Source organism: Pontibacter deserti (genome assembly GCF_023630255.1).
GTDB lineage: Bacteria > Bacteroidota > Bacteroidia > Cytophagales > Hymenobacteraceae > Pontibacter > Pontibacter deserti.
On record NZ_JALPRS010000002.1, the window covers coordinates 140,748 to 154,111 of the forward strand.

The window sequence follows — 13,364 nt, forward strand, 5'->3', positions numbered from 1 at the left end:
TATTAGGCGCCCGGCGCTGCAGCAAAAATCTGAAGTAAAGTGAGTTTCGAGATAAAATTACCGTTGTTTGAGGGGCCGTTCGACCTGTTGCTTTTCTTTATAGAGCGCGATGAGCTGGACATACATGACATTCCGATCTTCCAGATAACAAATGAGTTTGTGGGCTACATACGCCAACTGGAGCAGCTTAACATTGAGGTAGCCAGTGATTTTATACTTACGGCTGCCACCCTGATGCGCATTAAGGCCAAAATGCTGCTGCCCCGCACTGAGAAGGATGAAGAAGGTAACGAAATTGACCCGCGCCAGGAACTGGTACAGCACCTGCTGGAGTATAAAAAGTATAAAAGCGCAGTGCCAAGCCTTTCAGAGATGGAGGATTTACGCCTGGCCCAAGAAAACCGCGGCAACATACACGACGAGCTGCAGGTAATAGCCAATGCCAACAATTTTGAGTACGAGCTGCAGGACCTGAACCTGTACCGTATTATGCGGGTGTTTGAGAAGGCCATGAACCGCTATGCCGAAGAGCAGAACCGGCCAAAGCATACCGTTATACAATACCCTTACACCATTGAAGAACAGCGCCATGTTATTATGCAGATGGTAACAGCGCGTAAGCGAACCACCTTTTCGGAAGTTATTGCCGCTTTCCCGGATAAGATCGGGATGATCTTTAATTTCCTGGCCATACTTGATATGCTGCAGCTTAACCTGATCGGGATAGAAGTGGGCGAAGGATTTAATGATTTTACAATAACTATAGCCGAAGGGCAGGCAGCCCAGGTAACACAACTGCTGGTTGAGTAGTAACTATAAACTCAAGTAGACAGAAGATAGCCAGGTAACTGCATGGATCAGAATCAAAAAACAATACTTAAAAGCTTTAGCCCGGTAAAGGTGCTTATACCTGTTATACTTGGGCTGGGAGCTACTGCCTGGCTGTTTATTAAAGACGATAAACTGGGAGACCTTGCAAGTATAGCCGAAGCAAATATGTGGTGGCTGCTGGCGTCGTTCCTGGTGCTAGTTATCCGCGACTTTGGCTACATCTACCGCATTAGGGCCCTAACCGATAAATTCCTGACTTGGCGCAACAGCCTCGACGTGATTATGCTGTGGGAGTTTGCTTCTGCCGTAACGCCGTCTGTAGTGGGAGGTACTACCGTTGCTACCATCATCCTGAATAAAGAAGGAATTCCGCTGGGCAAATCGCTGGCTTATGTAATGCTGACGGCTGTGCTGGATAATATGTTCTTTATACTGGCAGCTCCTATTGCATTGCTGGCCACACAAGGAGAGGTGTTTCCTACTTTTGGCTTGGATCCATCAGATATCAGTAAGCTGAAATGGGCATTTTATGTGAGCTATAGTCTGATCGCGCTTTATACGTTGTTGATGATTTATGGGCTGTTTGTAAGGCCGAGGGCTTTTAAATGGCTGCTGTTAAAAATCACTTCTGTTAAGTTTCTGCGAAAGTGGCGTGTAAGTGCTTTCCACCATGGAAACGAGATTGTTTGGGCATCGGAACAGCTGAAAGGTAAAAATACTGCTTACTGGACCCGCGCTATACTTTCTACCATATTTGTGTGGAGTGCCCGTTACTTCCTGCTTAATTGCCTTATTGCTGCCTTTACTGATATTTCTTTAGGCGAGCACCTGCTCATTATTTCCCGAAACCTTATTTTCTGGATCGTAATGCTGATCGCGATTACCCCTGGAGGTGCAGGTATCGTGGAAATGGCTTTTCCTAGCTTTTTTGGGTTGTTCCTGGGCAGTTTCAGCAATGTGGTAGTGATGTTGTACCGCTTAATTACCTACTATCCATACCTGGTGTTGGGCTCAATCTTTCTGCCTAAATGGATAGCCAAGGTTTTTGGCCGGCAGCCGAAGGAGCACGAAGAGTTTGCTTCTGAAATGAAACGATAAAGTATAAAAGAGCAGCACAAGTGTTGCTCTTTTATTTTCAGGAGATTGTCTCTGTTATTTCGAGGGATCTTATGTATCCTACAGTTGAGGATATACTTGTTCTAAGATATTCTTTCAAACTACTTCCAATCCTGGGAGCTCTATAAACCTACAGTTGCCATAGTTGGCTTTGGTGCGCTCCCGGCCGCGGGGCCTCGTCTTCGGGCATCGCGCTGCGCAAATCTCTTTTGCTCGTACCTCGCAATGCCTCCGGCACCAGATATTTACAAGGCGCTCAACCCAAAGACTGTGATCAGTTCGATAGTAGCTGCTATAGTTAGATGAGAGGGTATAGTTGTATAGCTTTTCCAGTAATGTAATTCCGTAGGGACAGGTCACGACCTGTCCGTTCTTGGCCTGTAACTATGGAATTATAGCTTTTGCTCTGACAGTAGCAGAATTGTTCCCTTGAGGACAAGTGAGAACGGGAGTTCGAAACTTGCGAGCGGAGCTCACAGGGGTGTCGAATCAGCAACTATAAAACCATAACTCCAACTATAGTAGTAGCAAAAAGGCTCCACGCCTTAGACAAGGAGGGGCTGGGGGTGGTTGGACCACGGAAGCTATGCAACTATAAATCAAGACGATTGGTGAAACTATAGCAAACTCCAAAGTCTAACGAAAGCTCAATTAATAATTCAACATTCATCCTGTACCTTTGCAGCTAAAGTATAAAGTATAGCCATGAAAGTTATAGTAGTAGGTGGTGGTATAGGAGGTTTATGTGCAGCCATTGCATTACAAAAGCTGGGTATAGAAACTATAGTTTACGAAGCGGCACCTGAACTAAAACCGGTAGGCGCCGGCGTAGGTTTGGCGGCTAATGCTATACAGGGGCTGGAGAGGCTCGGTGTTGCCGATGCTGTTATTGCCCGGGGCAAAGAATTGGAAGCCCTTACTATCTTCGATGAGAACGACAAGATCATCACCAACCAGGATACGCGTCTGCTCAGCCGCAAGTATGGCATCAGTAACTTTGTTATTCACCGCGCCGATCTGCACGACGCGCTGGCGCAGCACCTGCAGCCGGGTACTTTATACTTAAACAAACGCTGCCAGCATATAACGCAGGAGGCTGAACAGGTGCAGCTATACTTTACCGATGGCAGCCAGGCCACTGCTGATCTGCTGATTGCTGCCGATGGAATAAACTCTATAGTTCGGCAGCAATTATTACCAGACAGCAAACCGCGCTATGCCGGCTATACTTGCTGGCGGGGTGTTATCGAGAACCCGGGAGTGAAGCTGAATACCATGATCTCGGCAGAGACCTGGGCACCGCAAGGCAGAGTAGGAATGGCACCATTGCCGGGTAACAGAATTTACTGGTACGCCTGCATTAGTGCGCCGGAGCAGGACGAACGGATGCGCCAGATGACACCCGCACAACTCGCTGAGCATTTTACCGGAGTGCATGAGCCCGTGCAGGCTGTACTGGCTGCTACAAAACCAGACCAGCTCATCTGGGGAGATATAACTGACCTGAAACCCTTAAAGCATTTTGTATACAACCGCATTGTGCTACTTGGCGATGCTGCTCATGCCACCACACCTAATATGGGTCAGGGAGCTTGCCAGGCCATAGAAGATGCCGCGGTGCTGGGGCAATGCCTGGAGCAGGAGCCAACTATAGCCAAAGCTCTAACTAACTATGAGCAGCGCAGGTTGGCCCGTACAGCTAAAGTTATCAGGTTGTCGCGGATGCTGGGCTGGGTATCGCAATGGGAGAACCCGTTATTGGTTAAAGCACGCAATGCAATTTTCAGGGCTACGCCGGCTTTTGTAACGCAGCGCCAGATGGAGGACCTGTACCGGGTAGATTTTTAATTTCTAAGCCAGCTGCCTTTTTTGTTTATTTGTTTAATGATACTTCGTACAACAACTATGATCAAAAACATCCTGCTTCTGCTGATTGTCATGCCTTTGCTGGCAGGCTGCTCTGGTGGTAACAAAGACCTGAGGGAGAAACTACAAACTGCTGTGGAGGCAGACGACGCAGGTACAAAAGGTTATAAAACTATAGCGCTGGCTGAACTGACAGATTTTGACTGGGACACCGCCTACTTCTTCCAGTCGCCGGAAACAGCCAGAGACATAAGCGACCGCATTGGCTACAAGTGGGAGGGCAAAGATGTACCGGATTGGCACAACAGGCTGCTATTCGTGAAAGGGGGCAAAGTAGTAAGTTACATGGACTATAACTACCAGGAGTTTCCGTTGCGTGTGTTTGGCTGCAACACCGACCAGTGGGCATACCCGCGCAGCCGCAGCAGGTTTACATCCTTTAAATATTGCCAGAATGAGGAGCCTGTTTATACGTTTATACCTGAGCCCTGCCTCGGAAACATACAGGAGCTGATGGCCGCTAAATGCCCTGATGCAGAAGCTGAGAAATAGACAGGCAAACCAACGTATAGGCACATCAACTGCTGAAACCCGTACAAAGCAGAACTAAACTATGCAACCAGACCTTAACACACCTGCTGCTGCCCCTGTACAAAAACCTGGCTTTAAAGAAGCCTTCCTGTTCTGGCTGAAGCTAGGCTTTATAAGCTTTGGCGGCCCTGCCGGACAGATTGGTATTATGCACGAGTTTATAGTAGAGCAGAAGAAATGGATATCGGAATCCAGGTTTTTACATGCCCTTAACTACTGTATGCTTTTGCCCGGTCCCGAGGCGCAGCAACTGGCTACATACATCGGGTGGCTGTTGCATGGCGTACGCGGCGGACTGATAGCAGGCATTTTGTTTGTACTGCCTTCGGTAGTTATACTGCTGGGGTTAAGCATAGTGTATGTAACTTACGGAAGTATACCATGGGTGGCAGCTTTGTTTTATGGCCTTAAACCGGCTGTGGTAGCTATTGTGATGCTTGCCTTGATTAAAATAGGGAAGAAAGCACTGGTAAGCTGGCTACACTATGCACTGGCTCTGCTCAGTTTTGTGCTGATATACTTTCTGGATATTCCTTTCCCGGTAATTATACTTGGAGCTATTGTAATGGCTGTGCTCATGTTGTGGTTTTACCCGAGTACCTTACGTAGCCGAAATTCTGAAGAGGTACAGGTAACCGACGAATCAGGATACTACATCAACACGGCATCGGTGCTGCCGCATACAAAGTTTAGCTGGAGCAAAGTTGCCATGAAACTGGCAGTTGCGGTGGTGTTGTGGGTGATACCGTTTCTGCTGCTTGGTTTGCTGCAGGATGGTAGTTTCTGGAATAAGTTATCATTGTTCTTTACCAAGGCTGCCTTTATAACTTTTGGAGGAGCTTATGCTGTGCTGCCGTATGTGGCGCAGGTTACCGTCGAGAAATTTAACTGGCTCAGCAGCTACCAGATGATAGATGGCCTGGCCTTAGGCGAAACCACACCCGGCCCGCTGATCATGGTGCTGGCTTTTGTGGGTTTTATGGCGGGTTATAACCACTTTGCCGGCTCACTGCTGATGGGTACAGTGGGTTTGCTGGCTACTACTTACTTCACTTTTCTGCCTTGCTTCCTGTTTATATTAGTGGGTGCACCCATTGTGGAGAGAACCCACAGCAACACAAGTATAAAAGCAGTGTTAAGTATAGTTACCGCTGCCGTAGTAGGCGTAATCCTGAACCTGACAGTATACTTTGGAAAAGCCGTTGTTATCAAAGAAGGCTTAACTATAGATTACTTCAGCCTTGCCTGGATCATCCTGTCTATAATTGCTATGTACCGGTTTAAAGTTGGCATGATTACCTGGATTGGAGTGAGCGCACTGGCTGGTTTGGTAATGTACCTGGTGGGGTATTTTCAGCCTTAAGCAATAAAGCCATGGCTATCTTGTCAATCGCCATGGCTGAATCTCTGTTTTACTGTTAAAAGTCTTATTTCTTTTTGGGTCCGCTAAACATAACAGGTGGCTTTCTGTGCTTGGTGCCCTGCTCATAAGCGTAAGTCAGTTTAATAAGCATAGGCTCTTCGTACATGCCGCCCAGAAACTGAAGCCCTGCAGGAAGGTTGTTGTATGTATAGCCCATTGGTACAGTAAAGGCAGGCATACCTGTGTGTGGCGCTATTACCTGGCTGTTGTCACCCTTGTATCCCTTAAAGTCTCCGACCTTGGCTGGTGGGTGATTCCATGTAGGGTATACTATGGCATCTACCTTATACTTTTTCATTGCAGCTACCATCGCCTCGCGGAAGGCTATTCTTTTAGCATCATGGTAGGCATCGGAGCAGGTAGTTGCGCCTTCCTTAGAACTCTCCTCATGCTTTAAGTGGTATTTTAGATTCTCTTCTATGTAAGGCGAATACTTGCCAGAGGCTACAATCTCCTTTAAATTTTTAACAGGCACATGCTCGCCCAATGAGCCAAGGTACTGGTTAATGTCGTGCTGGAAGACAGAGCACCATTGGTCTTTGCTCAGCTTCTCAAAGTCAGCAACCTCAAAAGGATCCACGATCTCTGCGCCCAAACGCTTCAGGTCGGCGATAGCCTGTTCAAACAATGCTTTTACCTGTGGGTCAGGGTCATTTTCGCTCAGTGTCCTGAACACACCGATGCGCGCACCCTTCAAACCATTCTTATCCAGGTATTGGAGGTAACTTTGAGATATTTTGCCCTGGCTATACTTCGTTAACGGGTCAGCCGGGTCGTAGCCTGCTATCACCTCCAGTATGCGGGTGGCATCTTCTACCGTTCTGGCCATTGGTCCGCCTACATCGTTGCGGAGGTAAAGCGGGGCAATGCCGTGGCGGCTGGTAAGGCCAAGCGTAGAGCGAAAACCTACAAGTGCTGTATGCGAAGACGGACCTCTGATGGAGTTACCTGTATCAGTGCCTAAGCCAACGGTACCCATGTTGGCAGCCACGGCAGCGGCTGTGCCGCCACTTGAGCCGGCTGGCACGTGCTCCAGGTTGTAAGGGTTAAGCGTTTCGCCAGCAATGGAGCTAATACTTACCATCGGGCTAAAGGCCCACTCCGCCATGTTAGACTTAGCCAACACCACAGCGCCTGCCTCCTTTAAAACCCGCACCTGGTATGCATCTTCCGACGGCTCAAACCCCTGCATCGCCAACGAGCCAGCCGTTGTCTGAAGCCCCTTTGTATTGTAGTTGTCTTTTACAATTAGCGGTATGCAATGCAGCTTTCGGAGTTTCTTTGTCTTTTTGTACTCCTCGTCCAGCTGGCGTGCAATAGTCAGCGCCTCCGGATTGGTAAGTACAATGGCATTCAGTTTAGTAGGTTTGTCATAGGCCTCTATGCGCTGCAGGTATGCTGTTATAAGTTGCTCGCAGTTACAGGAGCCTTGTTTAAATGCCTCGTGTACAGCCGAAATGGTGGTCTCTTCTAGCTCAAAGTTGCTGGTTGGTGCGCCGCTTTTCTGGTTTTGGCGGGTGCAGCTGCTTAATAACAGTATGCTGCAGAGCAGGCTATAGATAACAGGTGTAGAGATGTATCGCATATGCTAGAGAGGAGTGTTTAAAGTAACGGTTGGTACATAAAGCTTGAGAGGCGTAGCCGAAGCCTAGCTTATGTGCAGGGTTAGGTACTGTAATTTTACTTTTTGTTAAATATATATCGAGTAGTGTAAGCTTCCTTACTAAGCGAACCTTTCCATGTGTCACTAATTAAAAGACCTTTATCATCGTAGGTATAGTTTATAACCATTGAAACACCATTTGATGACTTATCTTTTAGCTGTTTTAACTTACCTTCCTCATTGTACTCGTAAGTCTGTGTTATGGTAGCGCCGCTAAAGTAGTCCTTGGTTTTCTTCTCAATCAGCTGTTTTTTGTCATTATACTTGTAGTTAACATTCTCTTCTTTTCCTATCGTATCATTGGATTTATCTTCTTGAATCAAAAGTAAGTTGCTGTCATATTTGTAAACTGTGACAGAATTGCCAGAGGTACCTGATTCTCTTAATTCTTTTATCTTATTTCCAACTGCATCATATGTGTATGTCCAAGTGACATCAACTTCATCACCATCTAAGAGTTCAGCTTTTATCAATTGACCCTGTGAGTTGTAGTGGTGTTTTTTTGTTGAGTGGACTCTGCCTGCAGTATTATACCTGATGACTTCATCTAGGTGGCCTGAGTCATTGTATCGGTATTCTTCATTAAGGCTAAAAGTGCCATCTTCTTCTAGTTTGCCTGCTTTAACAATCTCACCCTTCGCATTGAAGAATTCTATTTGCTGCTTACCATCTGTATCAACAGCTGTTATAGTTTCAATGCCATGCTTGAGAATATCTTCCTTTGATATTTCTTGCGAATAAGCCTTTTGGAACATTAAAAGGCCCAAAATTAAGAGTAGTTTTGTTTTCATTTATGAATTTTATAGTACCTGACTAGTAGCTAACAGGAGTACCTACTCCTACTATCAGCACAATGTGTGGAGTAAAATTTTCCTCCTATTATGCTTTGGGCTTGTGTTTAACAATATAGCAAAAATGCATTTATATGCAGTATGTCAGGCGATTAATAATTATGACCCTAGCTGTAGCAAGTTCTCTATGCTCTGTGCTCTGCAAATAAAAAATGGGGACTAAGAAGTCCCCATCAGTTAGCTTCCGAACAAGGAAGTCCGGAAGAGCAATCGTTTATACTTTGTCGTGCTACTTGATACGTGCTACGTGTGTCGCAAAAGAACCTACACCAGCTCGTGCTTCACCAGATACTCGGCAATCTGCACAGCATTGGTAGCGGCGCCTTTGCGCAGGTTATCCGCCACGATCCACATGTTCAGTGTGCGTGGCTGAGTTTCATCTAAGCGTACGCGGCCTACCAGAACTTCGTCCTTGCCATGTGCGTCCTTCGGCATCGGGTACTGCAGGTTTTTTACATCGTCTATAACCTTCACGCCTTCAGTCTCGCCTAGCAAACGGTATACTTCATCCAAGGTAAAATCCTTCTCAAACTCCACGTTCACCGACTCTGAGTGGCCGCCCATTACAGGTATACGCACCGCAGTAGCAGTTACACGGATTGAGTCGTCGCCCATGATCTTCTTCGTTTCGAGGATCATCTTCATCTCCTCTTTGGTATAGCCATTGTCCTGGAACACATCGATGTGCGGCAATACGTTCAGGTCAATGGTATAAGGGTAAGCTTTTTCGCCTTCTTTGCCGGCGCGCTCGTTCATCAGCTGCTCCACCGCCTTCACGCCCGTACCTGTTACCGACTGGTAAGTGCTCACCACAATACGCTTTGCCTTTAGCTCTTCGTGCAGTTTGTTCAGGGCTACCACCATTTGTATGGTAGAGCAGTTCGGGTTAGCGATGATCTTATCTTCTTTGGTCAGTTCTTTCGCGTTTATCTCCGGTACCACCAGCTTTTTGGTAGGGTCCATACGCCAGGCTGATGAGTTGTCAACTACAACAGTACCAACTTCGGCAAACTTAGGAGCCCACTCCGTAGAGGTGCTGCCGCCGGCCGAGAAAATGGCAATTTGCGGGGCAGCCGCAATCGCGTCCTGCATCCCGATAATCTTTATCTGTTTACCCTTAAACTCCATCTGTTTACCAACAGACTTCTCCGAAGCAACCAACAATAATTCCGTTACCGGGAAGTCGCGCTCCGCCAGTACTTTCAAAATTTCGCCGCCTACCAATCCGGTGGCGCCTACTACTGCTACTTTCATTTAAGGTATGTATTTAATTGTTTAATGGCTTAATTGTTAAATTGTCGATTGCTGACCGTTACTTTTTAACTCTCTAACTCCCAAACTCTTTAACTTCCCTAACTAACGACTTAGCCTCTCGTAATAGTTCTAAAATTTACAGAGGCGGTTTTGTAATAACAAGCCTCACTGCGTTTCAAAACCTGTGAGCGTCCTTTGGTTGTACACGGGGATGCGAAGTTCGTAAGTTTTCAGCACAAATGTATACATGAAACAAACTTTACTGGCTATACTTCTGCTACTTCCGCTCTGGGCCTACAGCCAGCTACAGGACAATTTTTCTGATGGTAACTTCACGCAAAACCCTTCTTGGTCAGGCGATGCCGGTAGTTTTATAGTTAACGCCGCCAACCAACTGCAAAGTAACGGGCCAGCTGTAACCGGAACAACACTTCAACTCACCACACCATCGCAGGCGGTAACAGGTACTACCTGGGAGTTTTGGGCAAACCTGAAACTGGCAACTTCCTCCACCAACTATACCGATATTTACCTGGTAGCCGACAAAGAAGACCTGAAAGCAGCAGACGTGAACGGGTACTTTATTCGCATTGGCAACACCGCCGATGAAGTGAGCCTGTACCGCAAAGATGCAGGTAAGTCAGCCGTGATAATCATTAACGGGCAAGACCAGACTGTTGCCACTACCAACAACGTAGTGCGCGTGCGGGTAACTAGAAGTATAAATTATGAATGGGAGCTAAGTATAGATGTTACGGGCACCGGGCAGAATTACACCAGCCAGGGAACAGTAACAGATGCTACCCATAAGCGCTCTTTATACTTTGGGGTGTTGCTAAAGTACACCTCTGCGAACAGTAAAAACTTCTACTTTGATGATTTTAAAATAACCGAAACCCAGCCGCCTGCACTGGAAGAGCTGCAAACTATAACCACACAGGAGCTTATACTTCGGTTTAACGAACCACTGCAACCACAACAGGCACTGAACACAACTAATTATACTTTAAACGGAAGTATAAAGCCAACCATAGCAGAACTGACAGAGGCAGGTACAGTTAGGCTGGTGTTCAGCCAGAACTTCAGGTTTGGGAGCAATACATTAAGTATAAACAATCTTCAGGACCTGTACGGAAACAGCTTGGGAAGGCCAATTGAGCGTAGTTTTACCTTTGTGCCACCGGCAGTGCTGCCCGGCTATAACGAACTGCTGATAACCGAAATTATGGCAGATGAAGCGCCTGAAGTTGGCTTGCCGGCACAGGAGTACATCGAACTTTACAATGCTACTACAGATAAGGTGCTTACGCTGCAGGGTATACGCTATTCCGATGCTACCTCTACCACTACATTGTCTAATGTGCAGCTGCAGCCAGGAGAGTATGCCGTGGTAGTGCCTAATACGCTGGTTGCAAATTTTACACAATATGGTAAAGTTATCGGCATCAGCAACTTCCCGGGGCTAAACAATAGTGGCGAACTATTGCAACTGCGCCAGCCCAACGGTAAGCTTATTTATGCGGTAAACTATAGCGATACGTGGTATAAAGATGCAGCCAAACGCGAAGGCGGCTGGAGCCTGGAGATAATAGACATAACGAACCCTTGTGCCGGTGCTGAGAACTGGACAGTAGCCAATGACCCCAAAGGTGGTACACCTGCACAGCCTAACTCCGTGGCCGCAACTATACCTGACCAAACGCCGCCAACTATACTTTCCGCGACAGCTATTTCAGCTACACAGGTACAACTCCGCTTTAACGAGCGCCTTGACAGCACACAAGCTGCAACTAGAGCCAACTATAACATCAGTCCAGATATAACTATAGCCAGCGTGCAGGTGCAGGGACCATTGTTTACTGACGTTATACTTACACTTGCTGCGCCACTGCAGGAGCGGCAACTTTATACTTTATCAGCCTCCGGTATAACAGACTGCTCCGGAAATTTAAACTCTAAACCGATAACTATAACTCTTGCATTACCCTCAGCGCCTGCTCCCGGCGATGTGGTGATCAATGAGATTTTGTTTAACCCACGGCCTAATGGGGTAGACTTTGTAGAACTGGTAAACCGCAGCGACAAGTACATCGACCTGAGAAACTGGCAACTGGCAAATACTTCCGGCGATACTATCAGTAACATCAGAGCCATTACTACAGCCAACTATGTACTAGCGCCAAGCCAATATGTAGTTCTAACTTCAAATCCGGAAAATATAAAGACCAATTATCCGCAAGCCAATAATAATGCTTTTCTGAAAATGACGAGCCTGCCCAGCTACCCCGATGATGCCGGAACAGTAGTAGTGCTGCAGCCAGATGGTAAAGTAGCCGACCGGTTTAGCTATACTTCGGAGATGCATTTTGCGCTGCTGGATGATGTAAATGGCGTGTCGCTGGAGCGTATCAGGCTGGATAGGCAAAGTATAGCCAGCAATTTTAGTTCCGCTGCCACTACTGTATCTGCTACACCAGGGTACAAAAATTCACAGTCGCAGCGAGGGATAGCAACGGAGCAGGATTTTAATATAGCACCTCAGGTTTTCTCACCAGACGGAGATGGCTACGACGATTTTACCACTATTAACTATAACACCAGCCAGAACGGGTTAACAGCTAACATAACCGTGTTTGATGCGCAGGGCAGAGAAGTACGCAAACTGATCCGGAATGAGCTACTGGCCAGCAACGGCTTCTTCCGCTGGGATGGCCTGAAAGAAGATGGCTCAAAAGCCGCTATCGGGTATTACATTTTCTACATCGAGCTATTCGGGCTAAACGGCGAGAAAAGCATCCACAAAGAGAAAGTAGTAGTGGGCGGCAGACTGTAAAAAATTTACCTGTTTTATATAGCAGCATATCAGCCTGTAATCACTTAACTTGCGCAGCTCTTTTCAGAGATTAAGGTTATACTTTCTTTAGGTTTTACTTCGGTGGATAATATTTTTTACCTGTGCCTGTTTGCGTTTATGGCAGGCTTTATTGATTCGGTTGTAGGTGGTGGCGGACTTATTCAGTTGCCGGCTTTGCTGGTGTTTCTGCCAAATATGCCGTTGCCAGTAGCTTTTGGTACAGGTAAGTTTGCCGGCATTGCAGGTACCACAGCAGCCATGGTTAAGTATGTGCGCAGTGTCAAAATTAATTATTGGGCTATACTTCCGGCGGCGGGGGCAGCTTTTATATTTTCATTTTTAGGAGCCCGCGCCCTCAGTCACCTCGATGCAAGTTTGCTAAAGCCGCTTATACTTGTGCTGTTGGTTCTGGTAGCGGTTTATACCTTCATCAAAAAAGATTTTGGGTCATTACACGCCCCAAAGCTCACCGATGCCAAAGAGAAGCTATATGGCCTTCTTATTGGTGCTGCAATAGGTTTTTACGACGGCTTTTTCGGCCCTGGCACCGGCAGCTTCCTCATCTTTATCTTTATTGGGCTCTTCGGGTTTAACTTCCTGGCGGCATCAGCGGCGGCAAAAGTTGTTAATGTGGCTACCAACCTGTCGGCGTTGCTATACTTTGCTTACAAAGGCTATATCTATTACGAAGCGGCTATACCTATGGCGATTTGTAGCATTATTGGGTCGCAGTTAGGTACCCGTACTGCCCTGAAGCGTGGAGTAGGCTTTGTTCGTGTTCTTTTCCTGATCGTGGTAACTGGCATCATCATCAAATTTGCTTACGATACCTATGGCTCCGGCGGCTCCGATTTTAAAAAGCTAAGTGCTGCGGTGCAGGAGTGGGTTGGTCTCAAGAGCTAACAGTTTGTTGTT

General features: G+C 46.9%; 10 protein-coding genes. 7 read left to right on the forward strand and 3 right to left on the reverse strand.

Annotation, left to right across the window (positions count from 1 at the left end; all coding sequences use genetic code 11):
• Positions 1-39: 39 nt before the first annotated feature.
• The 5 genes from MJ612_RS12565 to chrA all read left to right on the forward strand — a co-directional run bounded on the left by MJ612_RS12565 (position 40) and on the right by chrA (position 5,767).
• On the forward strand, positions 40-810 hold the full coding sequence (locus MJ612_RS12565; RefSeq protein ID WP_187031671.1) for a segregation and condensation protein A: 771 nt from the start codon (positions 40-42) through the stop codon (positions 808-810).
• Positions 811-852: 42 nt separating this feature from the next.
• A complete protein-coding gene (locus MJ612_RS12570) occupies positions 853-1,929 on the forward strand; it encodes a lysylphosphatidylglycerol synthase transmembrane domain-containing protein (RefSeq protein WP_187031669.1) in 1,077 nt (358 codons plus the stop codon).
• A gap of 723 nt (positions 1,930-2,652) precedes the next feature.
• Positions 2,653-3,795, forward strand: a complete 1,143-nt coding sequence (locus MJ612_RS12575) for an FAD-dependent monooxygenase (RefSeq protein WP_187031667.1) — start codon at positions 2,653-2,655, stop codon at positions 3,793-3,795.
• 57 nt (positions 3,796-3,852) lie between these two features.
• Positions 3,853-4,365: a hypothetical protein gene (locus MJ612_RS12580; RefSeq protein WP_187031666.1), complete on the forward strand. Its 513-nt coding sequence runs from the start codon at positions 3,853-3,855 to the stop codon at positions 4,363-4,365.
• Positions 4,366-4,426: 61 nt separating this feature from the next.
• Positions 4,427-5,767: a chromate efflux transporter gene (chrA, locus tag MJ612_RS12585; protein WP_187031664.1), complete on the forward strand. Its 1,341-nt coding sequence runs from the start codon at positions 4,427-4,429 to the stop codon at positions 5,765-5,767.
• A 64-nt stretch (positions 5,768-5,831) separates the two neighbouring features.
• Here chrA and MJ612_RS12590 read toward each other — a convergent pair whose 3' ends face one another.
• From MJ612_RS12590 to MJ612_RS12600, 3 genes are all read right to left on the reverse strand, one after another.
• On the reverse strand, positions 5,832-7,412 hold the full coding sequence (locus MJ612_RS12590; protein ID WP_187031662.1) for an amidase family protein: 1,581 nt from the start codon (positions 7,410-7,412) through the stop codon (positions 5,832-5,834).
• Between the two features lie 95 nt (positions 7,413-7,507).
• Positions 7,508-8,281 carry an RHS repeat domain-containing protein gene (locus MJ612_RS12595; protein WP_187031660.1) on the reverse strand — a complete coding sequence of 258 codons (774 nt, stop codon included), beginning with the start codon at positions 8,279-8,281 and terminating at the stop codon, positions 7,508-7,510.
• 324 nt (positions 8,282-8,605) lie between these two features.
• A complete protein-coding gene (locus MJ612_RS12600) occupies positions 8,606-9,595 on the reverse strand; it encodes an aspartate-semialdehyde dehydrogenase (protein ID WP_187031658.1) in 990 nt (329 codons plus the stop codon).
• Between the two features lie 247 nt (positions 9,596-9,842).
• On the opposite strand from MJ612_RS12600, the gene MJ612_RS12605 reads away from it, so the two are divergent.
• Entirely contained in the window at positions 9,843-12,428 is a 2,586-nt protein-coding gene (locus tag MJ612_RS12605) for a lamin tail domain-containing protein (protein ID WP_187031650.1), read from the forward strand.
• A gap of 102 nt (positions 12,429-12,530) precedes the next feature.
• Positions 12,531-13,352, forward strand: a complete 822-nt coding sequence (locus tag MJ612_RS12610) for a sulfite exporter TauE/SafE family protein (RefSeq protein ID WP_250419176.1) — start codon at positions 12,531-12,533, stop codon at positions 13,350-13,352.
• Positions 13,353-13,364 lie beyond the last annotated feature (12 nt).